This window comes from Psychrobacter sp. BI730 (genome assembly GCF_013414195.1).
GTDB lineage: Bacteria > Pseudomonadota > Gammaproteobacteria > Pseudomonadales > Moraxellaceae > Psychrobacter.
The window spans coordinates 151,537-170,576 of sequence record NZ_JAATTV010000005.1 but is presented as its reverse complement, the minus strand read 5'-3'; the positions used below and the strand labels follow the sequence as shown (position 1 = coordinate 170,576).

The 19,040-nt window shown below is 42.1% G+C and carries 18 protein-coding genes and 1 pseudogene; 7 read left to right on the top strand and 12 right to left on the bottom strand.

Annotated features, from left to right (window positions below; translation table 11 throughout):
- Nucleotides 1–224: 224 nt before the first annotated feature.
- From HCZ91_RS05435 to HCZ91_RS05425, 3 genes are all read left to right on the top strand, one after another.
- Nucleotides 225–2,141, top strand: a complete 1,917-nt coding sequence (locus tag HCZ91_RS05435; RefSeq protein ID WP_179798588.1) for an ABC transporter ATP-binding protein — start codon at nt 225–227, stop codon at nt 2,139–2,141.
- A 77-nt stretch (nt 2,142–2,218) separates the two neighbouring features.
- Entirely contained in the window at nt 2,219–3,109 is an 891-nt protein-coding gene (locus tag HCZ91_RS05430; protein ID WP_179798587.1) for an alpha/beta hydrolase, read from the top strand.
- A 20-nt stretch (nt 3,110–3,129) separates the two neighbouring features.
- Complete coding sequence (locus HCZ91_RS05425; RefSeq protein ID WP_179798586.1) at nt 3,130–3,747, top strand: alpha-ketoglutarate-dependent dioxygenase AlkB; 618 nt, start codon at nt 3,130–3,132, stop codon at nt 3,745–3,747.
- Between the two features lie 32 nt (nt 3,748–3,779).
- Here HCZ91_RS05425 and HCZ91_RS05420 read toward each other — a convergent pair whose 3' ends face one another.
- From HCZ91_RS05420 to HCZ91_RS05405, 5 genes and pseudogenes are all read right to left on the bottom strand, one after another.
- A complete protein-coding gene (locus tag HCZ91_RS05420; RefSeq protein WP_179798585.1) occupies nt 3,780–4,652 on the bottom strand; it encodes an EcsC family protein in 873 nt (290 codons plus the stop codon).
- 195 nt (nt 4,653–4,847) lie between these two features.
- Nucleotides 4,848–5,501 (bottom strand): zinc-binding dehydrogenase, encoded by a 654-nt coding sequence (locus HCZ91_RS13930; RefSeq protein WP_346342181.1) that lies wholly within the window; start codon nt 5,499–5,501, stop codon nt 4,848–4,850.
- Between the two features lie 3 nt (nt 5,502–5,504).
- Nucleotides 5,505–5,723, bottom strand: a pseudogene (locus tag HCZ91_RS13925) (alcohol dehydrogenase catalytic domain-containing protein); the annotation flags it as partial.
- 342 nt (nt 5,724–6,065) lie between these two features.
- A complete protein-coding gene (locus HCZ91_RS05410) occupies nt 6,066–6,821 on the bottom strand; it encodes an endonuclease/exonuclease/phosphatase family protein (protein ID WP_102091367.1) in 756 nt (251 codons plus the stop codon).
- Nucleotides 6,822–7,029: 208 nt separating this feature from the next.
- On the bottom strand, nt 7,030–8,142 hold the full coding sequence (locus tag HCZ91_RS05405) for a hypothetical protein (RefSeq protein ID WP_179798584.1): 1,113 nt from the start codon (nt 8,140–8,142) through the stop codon (nt 7,030–7,032).
- Between the two features lie 490 nt (nt 8,143–8,632).
- Between HCZ91_RS05405 and HCZ91_RS05400 the strand changes: the two genes are divergently transcribed.
- From HCZ91_RS05400 to HCZ91_RS05385, 4 genes are all read left to right on the top strand, one after another.
- The gene (locus tag HCZ91_RS05400; protein WP_179798583.1) at nt 8,633–10,828 is read left to right on the top strand and encodes a M3 family metallopeptidase; all 2,196 of its coding nucleotides are present in this window, start codon (nt 8,633–8,635) and stop codon (nt 10,826–10,828) included.
- The gene (locus HCZ91_RS05395) at nt 10,829–11,086 is read left to right on the top strand and encodes a YheV family putative metal-binding protein (RefSeq protein ID WP_134292263.1); all 258 of its coding nucleotides are present in this window, start codon (nt 10,829–10,831) and stop codon (nt 11,084–11,086) included.
- Nucleotides 11,087–11,228: 142 nt separating this feature from the next.
- Nucleotides 11,229–11,777 (top strand): hypothetical protein, encoded by a 549-nt coding sequence (locus tag HCZ91_RS05390; RefSeq protein ID WP_179798582.1) that lies wholly within the window; start codon nt 11,229–11,231, stop codon nt 11,775–11,777.
- A gap of 34 nt (nt 11,778–11,811) precedes the next feature.
- Nucleotides 11,812–12,375: a hypothetical protein gene (locus HCZ91_RS05385; protein ID WP_179798581.1), complete on the top strand. Its 564-nt coding sequence runs from the start codon at nt 11,812–11,814 to the stop codon at nt 12,373–12,375.
- 119 nt (nt 12,376–12,494) lie between these two features.
- Here the strand turns inward: HCZ91_RS05385 and pnp are convergent, their stop codons facing one another.
- The 7 genes from pnp to HCZ91_RS05350 all read right to left on the bottom strand — a co-directional run bounded on the left by pnp (nt 12,495) and on the right by HCZ91_RS05350 (nt 18,898).
- Complete coding sequence (gene pnp, locus HCZ91_RS05380; protein ID WP_101204658.1) at nt 12,495–14,597, bottom strand: polyribonucleotide nucleotidyltransferase; 2,103 nt, start codon at nt 14,595–14,597, stop codon at nt 12,495–12,497.
- Nucleotides 14,598–15,287: 690 nt separating this feature from the next.
- Nucleotides 15,288–15,554, bottom strand: coding sequence for a 30S ribosomal protein S15 (rpsO, locus tag HCZ91_RS05375; RefSeq protein ID WP_045443035.1), 267 nt, complete (start codon nt 15,552–15,554; stop codon nt 15,288–15,290).
- A 382-nt stretch (nt 15,555–15,936) separates the two neighbouring features.
- Entirely contained in the window at nt 15,937–16,113 is a 177-nt protein-coding gene (locus HCZ91_RS05370) for a hypothetical protein (protein ID WP_179798580.1), read from the bottom strand.
- A gap of 114 nt (nt 16,114–16,227) precedes the next feature.
- Nucleotides 16,228–16,389, bottom strand: a complete 162-nt coding sequence (locus HCZ91_RS05365; protein WP_166739220.1) for a hypothetical protein — start codon at nt 16,387–16,389, stop codon at nt 16,228–16,230.
- A 93-nt stretch (nt 16,390–16,482) separates the two neighbouring features.
- On the bottom strand, nt 16,483–17,007 hold the full coding sequence (locus HCZ91_RS05360) for a type 1 glutamine amidotransferase domain-containing protein (RefSeq protein WP_102078737.1): 525 nt from the start codon (nt 17,005–17,007) through the stop codon (nt 16,483–16,485).
- A 400-nt stretch (nt 17,008–17,407) separates the two neighbouring features.
- Complete coding sequence (gene truB, locus HCZ91_RS05355) at nt 17,408–18,499, bottom strand: tRNA pseudouridine(55) synthase TruB (protein WP_179798579.1); 1,092 nt, start codon at nt 18,497–18,499, stop codon at nt 17,408–17,410.
- A gap of 9 nt (nt 18,500–18,508) precedes the next feature.
- A complete protein-coding gene (locus HCZ91_RS05350) occupies nt 18,509–18,898 on the bottom strand; it encodes a ribosome-binding factor A (RefSeq protein ID WP_102078739.1) in 390 nt (129 codons plus the stop codon).
- Nucleotides 18,899–19,040: the final 142 nt, after the last annotated feature.

Here is a 19,040-nt window from a genome sequence, read left to right as displayed (position 1 = left end):
ATGTGGAATGTAACAAAATATGTTTTCCACAGCAATCTATTTATTATTGTTGTGACTAAGGCACTAAAGACACAGCTATTCTTAAGTAAATTACAATTAGCATGCAGGTATGATTAGTAATTTTGCTAAAATAGCACCTAATCCCAATCACAAAAGTAAAGATTCTAGATAACGAGTGCTCTCGTTCATCTTGACGTACTGCTATTGATGTTTTATTACTGCCTATGAATGCTTTATTTCGCTTTTTTGAAAACCGCCTACCCGCCTTTCCAGACACACCCATGCCATTGCCATCACCTAAAGATGGTATGCTGAAGTTTTTGTGGGCATGTACCAATGGCTTACGCGGCTGGCTACTAATTTTTATGATTTTGTCCGCTGGTATCGGTATTTACGAGGCCATGCTGTTTGCTTGGATAGGTAATATCGTCGATTGGTTGGGCGTTTATACGCCACAAAATCTATGGGTAGAAAAAGGCGATATGCTACTCATCATGCTCGCTGTCATGATAGTGAGCCCATTGTGGATCGCCTTGTCATCATTTATCCATTTTCAGACCTTGCAAGGCGTGTTTCCTATGCAGATGCGCTGGCGGTTTCATCAGCGAATGCTTGGGCAATCCATGCAGTTTTATCAGGATGAGTTTTCGGGTCGTGTCTCAGCTAAGGTAATGCAGACAGCCCTAGCAGTACGCGATACCGTAATGACCGTCACCGATATGTTTATGTATGTCTCTGTCTACTTTATCACCTCAGGGGTGATTTTGTTTAATTTAGACAGCTTACTACTTATTCCTTTTATTATTTGGCTCGTCTTAGTTGCCATTACCATTTGGTACTTTATCCCTAAGCTCAAGGAGACAGCGATTGTGCAAGCGGATGCCCGTGCCTTGATGACAGGACGAATCACTGATGCTTATGCCAATATCATGACCGTAAAGCTATTTAGCCATTCGCGTCGTGAGCTGGGTTATGCCAAAAATGCCATGGGACAGTTTCTAGGTACAGTACATGCACAGATGCGCTGGGTCAGCTATTTAGAAGTATCGACCCATCTTATCAGTGTGATCTTGGTCAGTAGTACCGCAGGTATTGGATTGTACTTGTGGCAACAAGGCGCAGTTGGTGTTGGTGCTATTGCTGCTGCGACTGCGATGGCATTACGTCTAAATGGTTTGACGCGTTGGATTATGTGGCAGACAGCCAGTTTGTTTGAGAGTATCGGTACAGTTCAAGATGGTATGCGTACGTTGTCAGCACCGCAGACAATCATTGATAAACCTGACGCGCCAGCCCTAGCTGTCACAGACGGGCGTATCGTGTTCGATCATGTTGACTTCAGTTATGAGAATGACGAAGAAGACAATGGACAAACTGGCGAGCCTGTCGATGGTACTAGCATCGCTAAGCGCGCTCCTAACTCATATATCAAACTGTTGGACAACTTCCACTTAGATATTAAGCCGGGTGAAAAGATTGGTCTGGTTGGGCGCTCAGGTGCTGGTAAATCGACCTTGGTCAATTTGCTATTGCGTTTCTTTGATGTGGATAGCGGTAAAATCCTGATTGATGGTCAGGCTATCGATGCGGTTACGCAGGAGTCGTTGCGCCAACAGATTGGTATGGTGACTCAAGATACGTCATTGCTACATCGTACCGTGCGTGAAAACATCGCCTATGGTCGTCCTGATGCTACTGACGAAGAGATTATGATCGCTGCCAGACAAGCTCAGGCATGGGATTTCATCAAAGATCTGTACGATGATAAAGGCAATACAGGACTTGATACCCAAGTGGGTGAACGCGGAGTCAAACTATCTGGCGGTCAACGTCAGCGTATTGCTATCTCACGTGTTATGCTAAAAAATGCGCCGATTTTACTTTTAGATGAAGCCACCAGTGCGCTAGATTCTGAGATTGAATATGCCATTACCGAAAGCTTAAATGATATCATGACCGGCAAGACTGTTATTGCTATTGCCCATCGCCTGTCTACTATTGCCGCACTGGATAGACTGGTCGTTATGCATCAAGGCCGTATCATTGAGCAAGGTAGTCATGATGAACTGTTAGCATTAAACGGTGTCTACGCTCGACTGTGGCAACGTCAAAGCGGTGGCTTCTTAGGTGAAGACAACTAAGATTCATTAAGAGCAATCATAAGAAGACAAACTACGAAAAAATCACTCAAAATAAGTCACAAGGAAGTGTTTATTTTATGGAAGCATTCACAAACCGTATTAATCTTGGCGGAAAACAGGCACGCTACTATGACCTTAGCCAATTTAATCAGCCGCTAGATTCAAGCTCTACTCCACGCGCACCGGCGCACTTCTATGGTGGTAACAGCTTTACGGTTGGTACCTATACGCCATTGTTAAGCGCGTTGACAAGTAATTTTGAGGTCTGCTCCCTCGCCCTGCGTGGTTATTGGTACGATAAGCCACAAAGCCGCCGCCTCACGCGCGAGCAAGATGCTGATATGCTGATTGAGTTTTTAGAAAAGACCCAAGACAAGCCTGTCGTAGGTATTGGTCACTCGCAAGGGGCGACGGCCACAGCGATGGCAGCTGCCAAACGTCCAGAGCTGTTTTCGCAGTTGTACCTGATCGAGCCTGTCACATTTACCAAACACCAAGCCACCTTATATAACCTTTTGCCACGCTCTATCCTACTGAGCCGCGAGCCTTTCAAAAGCACGTTAACCAAGCAATCTACTTGGCCAAGTACCCATAGTTATTACGAGAGCCTACGTGCGCAGCGTGCTTATAAGCGTATCAGCGATGAGCATTTGCAAGTATTTGCTGAACAAAGCCTGAGCAAAAACACAGATGGTAGCTATACGCTTATGTTTGCACCAGAACAAGAGCTGGCCAATTATTTTGGCGCACCTCATATCGATGCCGCACTCAAAAAACTACGCTGTCCCTACACGTTGATTACAGGCAAACCTACCCTGTTCATCAATGACAGAGTACGAAAGCAATGGAAAAAGTTTGTCCCAGATAGCAGTCTTATTTCGCTGTCAGATTATGGTCATCTATTACCAATGGAAGCGCCTGAACTATGTGCTCAAATCATCAACGAGCACTACCAAAGCAGTAAATAAGGATTTACAACGACTAAATTATGACTGACCTCTTTGCCCCTGCACCCACGGATAACTTACTACCCTATGAGGGTAAGGTGAATGATCTAGGCGTGATTATCGACGATGCCACTGCCCTTTATAATACTCTACTAAATGAGCTACCTTGGCAACCAGACATCGTGACGTTATTTGGTAAGACCCATATGACTACTAGGAAAATTGTCTGGATGGGAGACAAAAATGCCAATTATCAATACTCGGGACACGTGCGACAAACCGTTCCATGGTTAGATAAAGTGTTTCACGTGAAACAGAAAATTGAGCAAGCTTTAGTAGAAATCGGTGTCATTGCTAATTTCAACACCTGCCTGCTTAATTACTATCCTTCTGGCGCTGATGGTATGGGCTATCACGCTGATGACGAAAAAGAGCTCGGTCATCAACCAGTCATCGCCTCCTTATCGCTCGGTGCCACACGCAAACTTGTTTTTAAGCATAAAAAAACTCAAGACAAAGTTGAACTTTATCTTGAGTCTGGTCAGCTCGTTGTGATGCACGGTGACACACAGACCTTTTGGAAGCATACGATCACTAAGACAAAGACGGTCGATGCTGGGCGAATCAGTCTAACGTTTCGGCATATGCTTACATCTTGATACTATCGCTGACTTAACGAGCCATTAAGTGTTTATGCGAGACGCTCCAAAAAACGCTCACGGTAACACTGATAAGCAGCTTCACAAACATTGGCAGTGTAGCTAGCATTAACACCACCTGCGACTACTGCACCCACCGCTGGAATGATTTGCGCCGCTTTTGTCTTAACGATGTTAGTGGCTACTTTAGTCGCTGTTTGACGCAGTACACGAGAGATAACTTCTTCATTAATCTGATTGAATGCCTGAGTCTCTGGATCTTTAATCATCGCATGAGTGTCATCTAACGCCGCTTTACGCTCTTCAACAGAGTCAGAAGTTGCTACAGCCAACAAAGACATCGCAAATAGCTGCTCGCCTTTATCATTGATATCAAAGCCATAGTACGTTGCATATTCTCCAATCGCACGTAGGTTGGCTGTAATAAGCCCAACGACATCAGCAGGGATACCTGCCCAGCCTACAACCCCTGTAGTCACCCCTTGCGCACTGGTTAGCGCTACATATTTGCTTTTAAAAAGCTTAACTTGTTTATCTACAACCGCAATAGGTAGACGTTTAATGTCGCCAAGCGTTTTGATAGAGGAGTCATTAATATCTGCTTCTTCTTGATAGCTATCGATAACGTCTTGAGTGTCCAATGTCCAATTGGCTGCATCACTCAAAGCAGTAATCGTTTCTTCAGTTGCTTTTTTTAGAGAATCGCCAAATTGCGGGGCTTCCATTAACGCATCACCGGCTGCTACCACAGGGGTATTAAGCACTGCGAGCGTCTTATCCAAAATCCCTTTATCAGGGTTTTTCCACGCTTCTATCTCTGCACGAACTTTTGCTTCATAAGCAATGTGGTCATCTGTTTTTTCATTGCTGGTCTTATTATTGATAGCCTTATTGTTGATAGTCATATTATTTCCTTTATTAGTAACGTTCGCTTTCTATCCTATGATAAATAAGCGAAGACTACAGGGACGTTCTGTTGTCCAAAATAAAACTTTTGTATGATTTGTTAAGTCATCAGTTAAGTTTACTGGGTTTCAACAGATATCCCCTTACTAATAAATCCTACCAAACACTACCTAATATTTGGGCAATCTTGACATTCACTCAGCTGCCGCTAAGACAATCTTGCCAAAAGCATCGCCTTTTTGTAGCTCATGGTGCGCTGCAACAACTTCTGAGAGTGGATAAGTTTTTTGAATTTTTAAAGTTAGCTTACCATCGGCTACTTCCTGTAAAACACGCGCCATATCTTGACCACTACGCTGCGCTTTATAGCCTGCTACTGCTAAGTCTTTTTGCTGACCGGCTTCTTTGAGCTTATCAACCCAGATAGTTGGCAACACATTTACTCGAGCACCTGTCTTGAGAACGCTAAGCGCGCGGACACCTGCTTCATCGCCGACTAAATCAAGTAGCACGTCGGCTTGTAGGTCAGGGAAATCTTCATCTTTGGTATAATCTATCCAGCCCGCCAGCTTAGATACGTCTATCAACTCATCAAGCTTGGCGTACTTTTCTGGCGAGCAAATTACCGTCACCTTGATGTTATCTTGCGCCACTTTATTCATAAGCAGTTGGATCAACAAATGACCGACACCGCCTGCTGGTGCATTAATAACCACATGCTCGCCTGTTTTTATATCAGCAAAATCTACAAACTGTAGCGCCGTTTGTCCGATACAAGGCAAAGCACCTGCCTGCTCTAAGCTGACATTGTCTGGTACTTTCGCAAGCAACTTGGCATCTACTGCCACATATTGCGCATAGCCGCCACCGGTAAAGGTCAAGGCCGCTACTCTATCGCCCACAGCAAACTCATCGCTATTACTGCTGACTACTTCGCCTGCTACATCGAACCCTAAAATAGCTGGCTGATCATTCTCAAACTTGTCTTTACGGATGTTTCCCGCACCCCAGCCTTTACCTTGACGGGTCTTATAATCGACAGGGTTAATTCCGGCATAGGCAATTTTTACTAGTACTTGGTCATCCTGTGGCTCAGGAACATCAGCACCATCTTAGTATTTCATTACTTCAGGCTCACCGAACTCGCGTATGAGTACGGCGTGCTGAGTCTTAGGTATGTTATGGTTAGCTTGTTGATTGTTATCAGTAGTAGACGCTGTTGCCATCGTAGAATATCCTTATATTTTGTTTATCAGGCTGTACTTGTTATTCATTTTATTGAAACGTTGTACTGTTAATAGCACTTTCAATCGAGAACATGGTTAATCAATAATATGATCAATAAAGACAATTGTTCATATATTGATAGATTGCCAATATAATACATTTAGACGAATTATTATAGTTAGGTATTAGGGTAGCATCAGCTCTGCACTGATAGGCAGGTGATCCGATAGCGATGACCAAGGCTTTCCAGTATGTACCCAAGCATCCTTCACAAGCAAATTGCGCACATAGATACGATCTAAGCTGAGTACTGGCAGTTTTGCGGGAAAGGTTGGCAACAGCTTGCCATGACAATGTTTGAACGCTTCTATCATACCGAGATCTGATGCCAGTTTGTCACAAGACATCTTTTTCCAATCATTAAAATCGCCTGCCAAGATGAGCGGTTGATTTGGCGCAATCTCATTTCGAACATAGTCACTAATCGCTTGATACTGCTTGATACGATCACGCTCAAATAAATTTAAATGTGCACACAATACGACAACTGGCATCTCCCAACCGATAGGCTGTACCTCACAGTGCAAGACACCGCGCTGCTCAAGCTTGTTGACCGTAATATTTACATTGTGTTTGGGGTCTAGCGGAAAGCGGCTCAATACTGCATTGCCGTGATGGCCGTTTTCGTACTCTGAGTTTTTACCGTAACTGTTTTGCAAATCTAAAAATTCGCCGAACCATTCATGCTGCGATTGATCTGGGTACTCGTTGTATTGCATATTGCGTTTAAGGTTTTGGCCTTGCACTTCTTGTAGGCACAGTACGTCTGAACCCACAGATTCTAGCGCCTGAGCAATACCTTGCATCTTCACTTGGCGATTCAGCGGTGACATGCCTTTATGGATGTTGTAGCTGGTTAAAACAAAAGAGGTGGTAGTCATAGTTTGGTTAGTTGTACGCTCATTATTTATGGAGTAAAGATCAATAGCTCAGCTACGATAGCACCCATAGTGATGGTAATGACAGACATAAAAAGAGCATTGGCTCGTATTGAACCAATGCTCTCATATTACACCTATGTATTATCAATGGCTAATTCATAAATGGCTGATTCATAAATGAACATCGCGTATAGGTGTCATCGTCAGATTAGTAGCGAGTTACTAGCGCTATTGGTTGATCTTCACCCATGATATCTTGTGGCATAAATACAGCTTTGCCGCCATTGTGGATGACGTGTTCGATGATTTCACCAATTGCATCATCTGTGATGCCTTCCGTAGTCGCATCATTTGCAGGGCTTAACGTTTGTGCTTTTTCGTCAATCTTAGCGGACTGTATATAACCACGGCGTACATAAAGTGTCTCGCCAGCCCCTTGGAAGGCACTGCGATATACCTCCTGTAAATCAGTCTGCAACATATTCGCACCGCGAGCTTTATCTATTTCACCCAACGCAGCTTTGTGCAGTGAGGTACGATACTCTTCTACGGCTTCTTGCACACTATCTACGATATGCTGAGCGCTACTATCTTCTAAATTAGTCGCATTCGATACTGTAGCAATGATATTATCTGGACGATCACAGACTTCTTTGTAGTAGCCAATATTTTTTGCATCACCAACTATCACAAGAGGCATTTTATGCTCGCCCCATAACTCTTGGACGCTTTTATCGACTTGGTTAAAGAATTCTTTTAAGTGACTGCTTTCGTTGTTTGATGAACGATCTGAGCCACCGTCGCCTGTTGTGTATAGTCCGTTGTTTTCGACAGGGAACTGAATGTTCTCCATGTTGTTTTGTGCATCGTCATCTTTATCGAACTCTCTCACGACGCGGTCATTAGAGGCTTCAATCAAACGCGCATTGTCACGGGTTAAGACCACCGTATAATAATGAACCGCACTTGCCATATCACGGACCAAGTCACGCGTAGCAAATCTATCTGAAATCACAACGCGCTCTGTCGTATCAATTGGCATACGGATGACTTGCACATCATCTGTACTAGCAAATATAGCCAACGTATCGAGGTTATAATTGTGATTGAGCTCATTTATTTTATTTTGAATATTATCTAGAATGGTAGTCGCTGTGCGTTTATCGTACTCTTTCGTCAAACGATCTTCGGCAACTTTCAATTGATTTTTTAGAGCGATAGGATCTTGCTCACTAGCTGGATGTTCACGATGCGTTTTAACAAAGATACTTACTGCAGGGTTAGCTTTAGTTTCACGTAAACTTTTAAGAGTCGCTTTCATATATTGCTCCTTGTTTTATTATCATTCATTTTTAAATTTATATATCTCTTCACTCATATATTTTTATGAGTGTAGAAATTTCTATCCGTGTTTTTCTTACATCTTATCGATGCATAATATTTAAATTCCATTATCTTGATGCTAACAGCTATACCCCACTCCCTGTAGGGTTAATTTGCAAGCAAATGATAGCGCTTTGTAAGTAGAGCACTCTATATTGTTAAAGAACTGCCTTAACGAACATAGCTACATATTCAGATAATTATCTTGAGAAGTTGAATCTAAATACCAGAATCTCGACATCTACTTTCAGATTGCTAGCACTGTCCTAATTAGTTGAATCGTATAAAAGTGCTTAGGTTGTATTTTTACCAAACGAACCCATCTTTTATATAATCTATATATAAAATAAGAACACACTGTATATTTCAATAGTAGCCAGACTTTTCTCATTTTGATTAATAATAATTCATTGATATCGGATACCTATATGACACCTTCTCCTTTAGATTTACGCCTTGTCGATTTTGCCGACACTGCGCCACATACATTACAGAGCCAAGTGATTGACGCTATTGATGCTGCCAATGCTTTTTTAGATACCTTAACCGTGATAGAAAGCGACAGTGCTGAAAAAATAAGCGCTGAACAAGCTTTGGCAGATGTGATGAGTTTTGACCATATTAATCTGGCATTAGATCGTAGCTGGGGTATTTTGTCGCATCTCAATAGCGTGATGAGCAACGATGAGATTCGTCATGTTCATCATGAGCTGCTACCAAAGCTATCTGCTTACGGTACGCGAGTTGGACAGCATCAGCCTTTGTTTAATCGCTATCAAACTATCGTCAATGACACAGATTTCTTTGCTACGTTAGAGCCTGCTCGTGCACGTGCAATCGAACTGGCATTACGTAGTTTTGAGTTATCAGGCGTTGCGTTACCTCAAGCTGAGCAAGAAAAGTTTGCCGCTATCCAAAGCGAGTTATCGACCCTGTCTGCAACCTTTTCGGACAATATCTTGGATGCGACGCAAGCATTTGCCCTGCCTTTAGAAGACTCTCAGTTAAAGGGGTTAACAGAGAGTGGCTTGGCACTATTGGCAGATGCAGGCGAGCAATACAAAGCACGTGAGCTTGCTAGCGGTGCTCTTAACCAAGACGATGTAGATGCACTTCCTACTCCTTATTATGTGGCCAGTTTAAATATCCCTGTATATCTAGCGATTATGACTCATGCGGACGATCGTAGCCTACGTGAGACGCTGTATCGTGCTTATGTTACGCGTGCTTCTGAGTTTGATACGCATACCAATGCAAAAGGCAACTCATTAAATAACGCTGACAATATGAGTCAAATCCTCTCATTACGTGAACAAAAAGCTAAGCTACTTGGTTTTGCAAATTATGCCGAAGTATCGCTATCGACCAAGATGGCAGACAGTGTCTTAGAAGTTGAAACATTCTTACGTGACTTAGCAACGCAAGCAAACCCTGCTGCCAAAGCAGATTTGGCACAGCTACAGAAATACGCAAGCGATTATGGCATTGACGAGTTGCAACCATGGGATAGCGCCTATATCGCTGAAAAGGTAAAACAAAGTGAGTTCAGCTTATCCCAGGAGGAAATTCGTCCATATTTCCCATTACCCAAAGTGATTAATGGCTTGTTCACTATCGTTGAGCGTCTATACGGTATAAAAGTACAAGAGCAAAGCTATAAAGAGACAGAAGGTGACTCAGTCTCTCGCTGGCATGACGATGTAAGCTTTTATCAATTATTCGATGCTGATGATCGCTTGCTCGGTGGCTTCTACTTTGACTTATTTGCACGTAGCGGTAAGCGTGGCGGTGCATGGATGAGTGGTTTCCAATCTCGCTATAGTTACGAAGAACTGAACCATCAGCAGCTGCCCGTTTGCTTTATGGTTGGAAATTTCACGCCAGCACTTGATAGCAAACCTAGTTTATTGACTCATGATGAAGTATTAACCTTATTCCACGAGTTTGGTCATGGCTTACATCATTTATTAACCCAAGTGACGGTGGGCGATGTCGCTGGTGTCAATGGCGTCGAGTGGGATGCAGTCGAACTTCCTAGTCAGTTTATGGAAAACTGGGCTTGGGACGCTGAAGGTATCGCCCTTATCAGCAGCCACGTTGAGACTGGTGAGCCATTACCTAAAAACAAGCTCGATGCACTACTAGCAGTCAAAAATTTCCAAAGTGGCATGCAAACGCTGCGTCAGATAGAGTTTGCTCTATTTGACTTGCTCATTCACGCTCATACGCCAGCGCTTAATTACGATGGCATTTTAGAGACGCTCAATACTGTCCGTAATGATATCTCCGTTATGCAAACACCTGACTATAACCGCTTTGCTAATGGTTTTAGTCATATCTTCGCGGGTGGTTATGCTGCAGGTTATTACTCATATAAATGGGCGGAACTGCTATCAGCTGATGCGTTTAGCAAGTTTGAAGAAGACGGTATTTTCAACCCAGCGACAGGCAAAGCGTTCCGTGAATCTATCTTATCTGTTGGCGGCAGTTTCCCGGCCAAGACCAACTTTGAAAACTTCCGCGGTCGTAGCGCCAGTATCGATGCCTTGCTACGCCATAATGGTTTCACTGATGTTAAAAATATTGATGCCGCAAATACTCAAACGACTCGTGAGGTCATTTAAATGCGTTATCAATCATCTAGCCCTAAGCGCCGATTTTTAGCAGGGGTACGTTGTCCGAAATGTCAGGAGATGGACGCTGTGGTGCAAGTCAATATCGTCACCCCTGCCCCAGATGAGTATATTGAATGTACTCAGTGTGGACACACAGAGCACCGCCCCGACCCTGATGCCATTAGTGCAAAGAACCATTTAGAAGATCAGATGGCACGTGATGCGATGGCAACTGGCACTAGCGGCACTGTAAAATTTAAGCCTTAGCGATTTAGTTTTCATACTTAAAAACAGATTAAATACTTTATTATTTAATGGACTATTAAGCCTATCTATCAATAGATAGGCTTTTTATTTTGAGTTTGCTATAGTATGGCTACTTATATTCTTGACTTGAATCGATCACAATATGAAACCAGACAACATCCGGCCTTCATCAACCCACACTTCTAAGAAAAAACAGACTACATCACGTCAGAAAATTTTTGCAATACTTATCTCAGTATTGCTACTTATCGTCATTGTCTACCTTATCGTAGAAAGGTCTGGCACTCAGTCCACACTCCCTATAGATAACGCTACTTCAGCACTAGCAACTGAGCAAACGCAGACAGAATTAGTCACAGACAGCACTTCGGAAGTAGCAGATGACTCTGTGATTGACGATGGTGTACTCACTGACAAACACTCTGAAGAAGCAAATAATGACAGTACGGCGATACCAAATCCTACTGCTATATTAGATGCGCCTCTACCAGAAAATGATAGCTTGGCTAAAGAAGAGATTGATCGTTTAGAGGATGAACGTCAGAGACTGGCCGAACAAGAAAAGTTAGCCGCTGAACAAGTGGCTATGAATAAGCAATTGACTGATATGAAGGCCGAACAAATTGCGCTACTCGAACAACAAATTGCTCAGTTAGAAGCAAACGACTCTAATAAAGCGACGGTTCAATAACCGTATACTTAATTTGGTTATAGAGAGGCTTACGATGGCGATTTTGCAATTCACACATGCCTCTATTCTAAATAGTAGTGCACAGTTGCTTGTTTTACCTGTTAACAATGCTGGTGTCGTTTTAGATCCTGTACTTACACGAGCGAAAACTCTATTTCCTGATAATCATAGTCGCTATCATCGTGCGTGCCGCGATGGTAGTCTGAATGTTGGTAGCTGCTTAATTAATAAGCGTACACGTGAGCAGGTCGGACTTGGTATCAGTAGTAACGGTAACCAGCCAAACTATATTGCCAACCTTGTGATATCAAACCATCCTTATCATCCAGCGCGCACACGTTGGCTGACTGCTGCTTTGACTGATTTGCAACAGCAAATGATCCCGCTTATACGTTACCAAGGCATACGCAGAGTTGCATTGCTTGCGCGGCCACTTATCTCTGGCAAACTAAGTGATATCGTATTCAATGAAAGTAATACAGCAGATACCCTGCCCTTAGACTGGCATGCTGATACTTTGCCATTACTAACTGAGTACTTACAAGACCTACCAAAACTTCGTATCGATATACACCTGCCTAAAAGCATTGAGTTATAAATGGCCTTCTAGCTAGCCAGTCATCATCTTTTTGGACACATAAAAAAACCGCCTTGAATACTCTTACTGAGCATCTCAAGGCGGTTTTTTATTACTTAAACCACATCAGATATTGAGTATTAGTTCTGCTCAACACCTTTCATAGTCAGTTTGATACGACCACGGTTATCAACGTCTTGTACGAGTACTTTAACGACCTGACCTTCTTTTAGATAGTCTGATACATTCTCTACGCGCTCTTCTGCGATTTGTGAAATGTGTACTAGGCCATCCGTGTTTGGCAAGACATTTACAAATGCACCGAAGTCGACGATACGAGCAACGGTACCTTCATAAGTTTTACCAACTTCAACCTCAGCAGTGAGTGCTTCGATTTTACCGATAGCTGCCTTGGTCGCTGCTTTGTTTTCACCAAAGATACGGATAGTACCAGCATCATCGATATCGATAACCGCGCCAGTTTCTTCCGTTAGCTGACGGATAGTTGCGCCGCCTTTACCGATAACGTCACGAATCTTGTCTGGGTTGATTTCGATAACCGCGTAGTTTGGTGCATGAGCATTGATTTCAGTACGGCTCTCAGGCAATACTTGGTTCATTGCTTCTAGGATATGGATACGACCTGCATGGGCTTGTTTAAGCGCTTGCTCCATGATGTCAGGGGTAATACCTTCGATTTTGATATCCATCTGAAGTGCAGTGATACCATTTTTAGAACCGGCCACTTTAAAGTCCATATCACCTAGATGATCTTCATCACCCAAGATGTCTGACAATACAGCAAAACGATCGCCTTCTTTAACCAAACCCATCGCGATACCAGCCACTGGTGCTTTTAATGGTACGCCTGCGTCCATCAATGCCAGACTTGCACCACAAACAGAAGCCATAGAAGATGAACCGTTAGATTCAGTGATTTCTGATACCACACGAATCACATACGGGAAACGCTCACTATCTGGCAACATCGCTTGTACACCGCGGCGTGCTAGACGACCATGACCGATTTCACGACGTTTTGGAATACCTTCACGGCCCGTTTCACCAACTGAGAAATGTGGGAAGTTATAATGCAGCATGAAATGGTCACGAATCGTGCCACCTAGTGAGTCAATCATGTTGACGTCACGGCTGTTACCAAGTGTGGTAGTAACCAATGCCTGCGTCTCACCACGTGTGAACAATGCTGAACCATGCGTATATGGCAATACACCAACTTGTACGTCAAGCGCACGAACTGTCTCAGGGTCACGACCATCGATACGCGGCTTACCTGACAAGATGTTGTCACGAACAGTACGATATTTAAGGTCGTTATAGATTTCTTTAAGCTCAGATACGGTATCAGCATAAGTTTCTGACTCAGCATCACCAGCAAGTGCATCAATAATTGACTGCTTAATTTCATCAAGCTTCGTGTAACGTGCTTGCTTATCAGTAATGGTATAAGCGTCAGCAACTTGCTCGCCGAACTGCTCTTTCATGCTGCTGGTAAGGGCTTGGTCACGCTCAGGAGCAGAGTATTGCTGCTTAGCAGTACCGATTTCTTCAGCCATTGAAGCAATGTTATCAATAACGATTTGTTGTTGCTGATGGCCGTACAATACTGCACCTAACATCTGGTCTTCTGACAGCTCTGCCGCTTCAGACTCAACCATCAATACCGCAGACTTAGTACCAGCCACAACCAAGTCTAGATCACTGGTTTCAAGCTGCTCAGATGTTGGGTTTAGAACGTATTCGCCGTTAATGAAACCAACACGAGCGGCAGCAACAGGACCATTAAATGGCGCATCAGAGATAGCCAATGCTGCTGAGGCACCGATTAGTGCAGCGATATCTGCAGACTGAGTTTTATCTGATGATACAACTGTTGCGGTGATTTGGATTTCGTTTACGTAGCCTTCTGGGAATAGCGGACGAATCGGACGGTCAATCAAGCGTGAAGTCAACGTTTCAAATTCGCTCGCACGGCCTTCACGTTTGCCGTAAGCACCTGGAATTTTACCTGCTGCATACATTTTTTCTTGATAATTAACCGTTAGCGGAAAGAAGTTTTGACCTTCTTTAGCTTCTGATTTCACGACTGCTGCAACTAATACTGTTACGCCGCCCATGTGTACTAAAATAGAGTTCGCTTGACGGGCAATACGGCCTGTCTCGATAACAACCTGCTGGTTGCCATACTGAAATTCACGCTTAATGGTGTTGAACATTGTCATATAATCTTCCTAATGTTGACTGACAAAACTGATATCAGCGTCAAAAAAGCTGATATCTGTCATTAAAATTCTGTGTATATGGCTATCAGTTGACATGCTTTCTATTAGAAATCATCGCAACCAATGCCAATAACGTTACTTGGTTATCTCATATATTTGTCTGAGTTAGACATCGTACTATTATGTATATTCGGTCGTGCAATTTTGGCTTTACTATAAATACTATCAAAAAGACATTAAGTCAAAAGACTTCGATGCTAAAAATCCTACAGGCTATTTTCTGAACTTTCAAATATCAGCTATCTGCGCTGATTAACCAAGCCAAATAATGAATATCTTATTAATAATCGCCATATCTGTAGCAGATGCGCTATCAAACTCACAAGGCATTATTTTACAGTGATTTATAGCCATTGACCAATTAATTGCACAGTAGCGCAATTATCGTCAGAAAATACCGTATTTGGGGCTTGGCTAGTACAGTTTATACCAATATTCCTCTTAGCTATTCCATAAAAGGAGTTACAGCTCTTACTATTTGAGCACGGTATCTAAAACGAATAAGCATAAAAAAACGGCGTGAAACTATTCCACACCGTTTTTAGAAAAATCTATTTTATCGATAACAACAAACAATTTCCAAGCGATTTAGCAAAAAATTCAGCATCCACTCGTACTATTGTCGTTAGATTAACGACGTAGACCTAACTGGCTGATTAGAGTAGTGTAACGACCAAGGTCTTTACCTTTTAAGTAATCAAGCAGTTTACGACGCGTGTTAACCATACGGATAAGACCGCGACGGCTATGATGGTCAGCTTTGTGTGCTTTAAAGTGGTTCTGCAAATCATTGATACGAGCACTCAACAAAGCTACTTGAACTTCTGGGGAACCAGTGTCATTTTCGCCACGTTGGTATTGAGCGATGATTTGTTCACGATCGGTATTAGTTAGCATAAATATCTCCGGCAATGCTAAAAACTTTAAATACAGGCTGCAATTTGAGTCAGTATTAAAGCAATAGAATAATAAATAAAATAACCTGTACGCCATTCAGGACAACCCTGCATTACTAGAGTTGACCTAGTGTACGACAAGCTCAGTTAACAACCATTTAGTATGTTTTGAATCGTACATTGCATTTAGCTATAGCACTACTCAATCAAAGTAATGGGCTAACTACAGTACCTCATTCAAAACCTAATTTAAATGTGGGGGTAATTATAACAAAAAACTGCTGAACTAGCAGCAGTTTTTCATAATACTTGTAAAGCAACATTTAATTTCTAGTATCTAGTATCCTATAGATAACTAGCTATTAACATCCTACCTAAGTAGTCTATTTATTAACATCAGCTTCTTTCGCATTGCCGCCTAGTCCATCATCTTCAAGAGGCGCGGCAGTAGTTACTTCCGCTAAGCTGTCTGGGGCAGTATGCTCACTTGGGTTGATTTCTTCTGCAAGCTTTTCAATCTCTTTTTCCTGCTCGTCCATCTTGTTCGATGAATTACTCATACTAGCTCCTGAATTATTATTTTGTGGACTAACTGTCGTTGCACTCATCGATCATAAGACGTGCAAACTATAAACGTATTAATGCCACCCTATTACAGGCGGCATATTAAAAACTTACTTGTCTTCTTTCGCGTTTTCTAAGTTAGCTGCGATACGTTCTGCCGCTGCTTCACTATTTTCATTATGATTGTCTTCAGTTTGACCTTTAAGTGCTGCTTCTGCTGAATCAGAACGTTGTTGCTCAAGCTTAGTGTCATTTGGATTAGAATTTGACATAGTATCTTCCTTAGTTATGGTTATAAATATTAATTGTACAGAGTTAAGATTTAGTAGTACTTAATTAAATTTTTTTAGTTAGAAGCCAAAGTTCTAAGATAATGCTTTATCTATGGCATCAACAAAATTGGGTATATCATCTGGGTTACGCGAAGTAATAAGATTACCATCTACCTGAACTGTCTTATCTACGTAGTTTGCTCCAGCATTTTCTAGATCTAATTGCAAAGTAGGATAAGCGGTGAGTGTTTTGCCTTTAGCAATACCTGTATTGATGAGAGCCCAAGGAGCATGACAAATAACAGCTAATGGCTTTCCTGCCTCATTAATAGCGTTGATAATTTGATGAGCCTTTTCATTACCACGAATAGTATCAGCGTTGACAGTACCACCTGGTAACACCAATGCATCATAGTCAGAAACGTTAGCATCTTCTACAAAGATATCAGCAGTAAAAGTATCACTCTTATCTACGTCTTGCTGCATGGCTTGCACTTCTTTTTTATCATTTGTTGTTATGAGAAGTGTTTTATAGCCTTTGTCTTTTAGCTGATTATTGACGTCTTCATACTCTGCTTGTTCAAAGTGGTTATGTAGTAAAAAAGCGATCGTTTTCATAACTTTCCTTCTTCTTATCTATTAGTTTTTGTGAGCCAGTATATTTTTATAAGTTAGTTTTATTATTGTTTGGCAGTACATTCTCCTTTGAACTATTTTATTTTTATCCAAATGCGTCCTTTCTGCATTACTCTTTTCTTTTGATTGGTTACTTTTAATTGGCTATTATTTTAATTATTTGCTTTATAGCAATTTTTTATTTTTATAATATTTATCCATTTTATTTTTTAGCTCAGCATTCCCTATCTGATGAATCTAGAGTACAAAAAAAACAGGTTTCGCCATAGGCGAAACCTGCAATAAAATGTGACGGTATGTGATTAGTGTAAACTATTAGTAAATCAGGCCAATGTTAGGTGGTAGTTTCTCTATTTAAGTAACATTGATGAAAACGTTACTATTAGCGCTGAATCAATTTCTTAGGTTGTAGACGTCCGTTTAAGCTTACAGACCCCAAACCAAGAAACTCTCCCTGCTCATTGAGTAGACGTATATCAACAGGTATTTCGTGCTCTAGGAGCTGAGGCACATCAAGATCAGTATCAGCTTTACCATTGATACTAGCGTCATCATCGATACCGACAGAGCTATCATTAGACGGCTGGTTAGAAACCATATTAGTAACATAATCTTTGAGCTTACCTGTTAGCTCATCAAATACGTTTAAGCGCTGTCCCATATATACGCGGGCGCATTGCTCCTCTGTTAGCATCAGTTCAGCATCGATATCAATACAAGCATCGATAGGCAATAGCCAAGACTGACGCTCCTCTAAACCATGCTCTTCTAACGATGATAAAGCGATAGCATCATCAATGCTGAAGTTACCTACCTGTGTACGGCGCAATGCCGTCAAATGTCCTAGCGTACCTAGCTGCTTTGCAATATCTTCCGCTAATACACGTACGTAAGTACCTTTAGTACAAGTAACCGTGAGATTAATCTGGGTATCATCTATCATCTGTAAATTGATTGCTTTAATCGTGATATCTCTAGGCGGTCTATCAACCTCAATACCCGCGCGAGCATATTCATACAGTTTTTTGCCATCTTTTTTTAGCGCTGAATACATTGGTGGTATCTGCTGCTGAGCACCCAAAAACTGCTGGGCAATAGTCGCCAATGACGCTTCGTCGAATACTGGGATAGAAGCATGCGTTACAATTTGGCCATCAGCATCACCAGTATCGGTTTGGCTACCTAGCAAGATAGTCGCTTGATAAGATTTATCAGCATCCAGTTGATAATGGCTAAACTTGGTGGCTTCACCCAAACAAATAGGCAGCAGGCCAGTTGCCATCGGATCAAGCGTTCCTGTATGCCCTGCTTTTTTACTATCGTGTATCGGTGATTTAAATAAATACTTCACTTTTGACACGACTTGCTGCGAGGTCATACCTTTGGGTTTATCCACCAATATGACACCTGAAACTTTTACTTTTTCAGGCGTCATATTGGCTTGTTTATCAACTTGCTTAGACGCTATAGACATAATAATAATTTACTCGTCATTCTCGTTTTGCTCGGTTTTAGTCACGGCTTTACTAATTAAGTCCATCATGTAGTTACCACGAGCCGTTACTTCATCATAATGAAAACGTAGGCGCGGCGTAGTACGTGTCTTTAAGCTATGGCTTAATTCTGTACGCAAAAATCCTGCCGCTTTATTCAGTACTTTGATGCTTTCTTCATGGTTGGTCTTGTTCATAGCATCATTGAGCTCAGGCTCCATGATAGTGACATAGACGTCCGCATAACCTAAATCTGGGCTAACTTTGACGCTAGAGATCGTGACAAAGCCTGTTAGACGAGGGTCATTGACTTCATCGCGAATAAGAACAGCAAGCTCACGCTGAATCTGATCCGACAATCTTTGTAAACGTTGGTTCATGTTATTACCTTACTTTAATGGGCTTATTTTATTACTGTATAAGTCTGCTGACTAATAGGTGTTGCACTGATATGTGCTAAAAAAGGCCTAGCAGGATGTACCTGTTAGGCCTAAGTACGGCTGAATACTAGCAAAGTATCTA

Excerpts from the sequence above, each read along its gene's own strand:
- HCZ91_RS05390 (WP_179798582.1), top strand. The coding sequence starts at position 11,229 with ATGAAACCAGACAACATCCGGCCTTCATCAACCCACACTTCTAAGAAA.
- HCZ91_RS05430 (WP_179798587.1), top strand. The coding sequence starts at position 2,219 with ATGGAAGCATTCACAAACCGTATTAATCTTGGCGGAAAACAGGCACGC.
- rpsO (WP_045443035.1), bottom strand. The coding sequence starts at position 15,554 with ATGCTAACTAATACCGATCGTGAACAAATCATCGCTCAATACCAACGT.
- HCZ91_RS05360 (WP_102078737.1), bottom strand. The coding sequence starts at position 17,007 with ATGAAAACGATCGCTTTTTTACTACATAACCACTTTGAACAAGCAGAG.
- HCZ91_RS05405 (WP_179798584.1), bottom strand. The coding sequence starts at position 8,142 with ATGAAAGCGACTCTTAAAAGTTTACGTGAAACTAAAGCTAACCCTGCA.
- HCZ91_RS05435 (WP_179798588.1), top strand. The coding sequence starts at position 225 with ATGAATGCTTTATTTCGCTTTTTTGAAAACCGCCTACCCGCCTTTCCA.
- HCZ91_RS05410 (WP_102091367.1), bottom strand. The coding sequence starts at position 6,821 with ATGACTACCACCTCTTTTGTTTTAACCAGCTACAACATCCATAAAGGC.
- HCZ91_RS05425 (WP_179798586.1), top strand. The coding sequence starts at position 3,130 with ATGACTGACCTCTTTGCCCCTGCACCCACGGATAACTTACTACCCTAT.
- HCZ91_RS05400 (WP_179798583.1), top strand. The coding sequence starts at position 8,633 with ATGACACCTTCTCCTTTAGATTTACGCCTTGTCGATTTTGCCGACACT.
- HCZ91_RS05420 (WP_179798585.1), bottom strand. The coding sequence starts at position 4,652 with ATGACTATCAACAATAAGGCTATCAATAATAAGACCAGCAATGAAAAA.
- truB (WP_179798579.1), bottom strand. The coding sequence starts at position 18,499 with ATGTCTATAGCGTCTAAGCAAGTTGATAAACAAGCCAATATGACGCCT.
- HCZ91_RS05365 (WP_166739220.1), bottom strand. The coding sequence starts at position 16,389 with ATGTCAAATTCTAATCCAAATGACACTAAGCTTGAGCAACAACGTTCT.
- pnp (WP_101204658.1), bottom strand. The coding sequence starts at position 14,597 with ATGACAATGTTCAACACCATTAAGCGTGAATTTCAGTATGGCAACCAG.
- HCZ91_RS05395 (WP_134292263.1), top strand. The coding sequence starts at position 10,829 with ATGCGTTATCAATCATCTAGCCCTAAGCGCCGATTTTTAGCAGGGGTA.
- HCZ91_RS05350 (WP_102078739.1), bottom strand. The coding sequence starts at position 18,898 with ATGAACCAACGTTTACAAAGATTGTCGGATCAGATTCAGCGTGAGCTT.
- HCZ91_RS05370 (WP_179798580.1), bottom strand. The coding sequence starts at position 16,113 with ATGAGTAATTCATCGAACAAGATGGACGAGCAGGAAAAAGAGATTGAA.
- HCZ91_RS05385 (WP_179798581.1), top strand. The coding sequence starts at position 11,812 with ATGGCGATTTTGCAATTCACACATGCCTCTATTCTAAATAGTAGTGCA.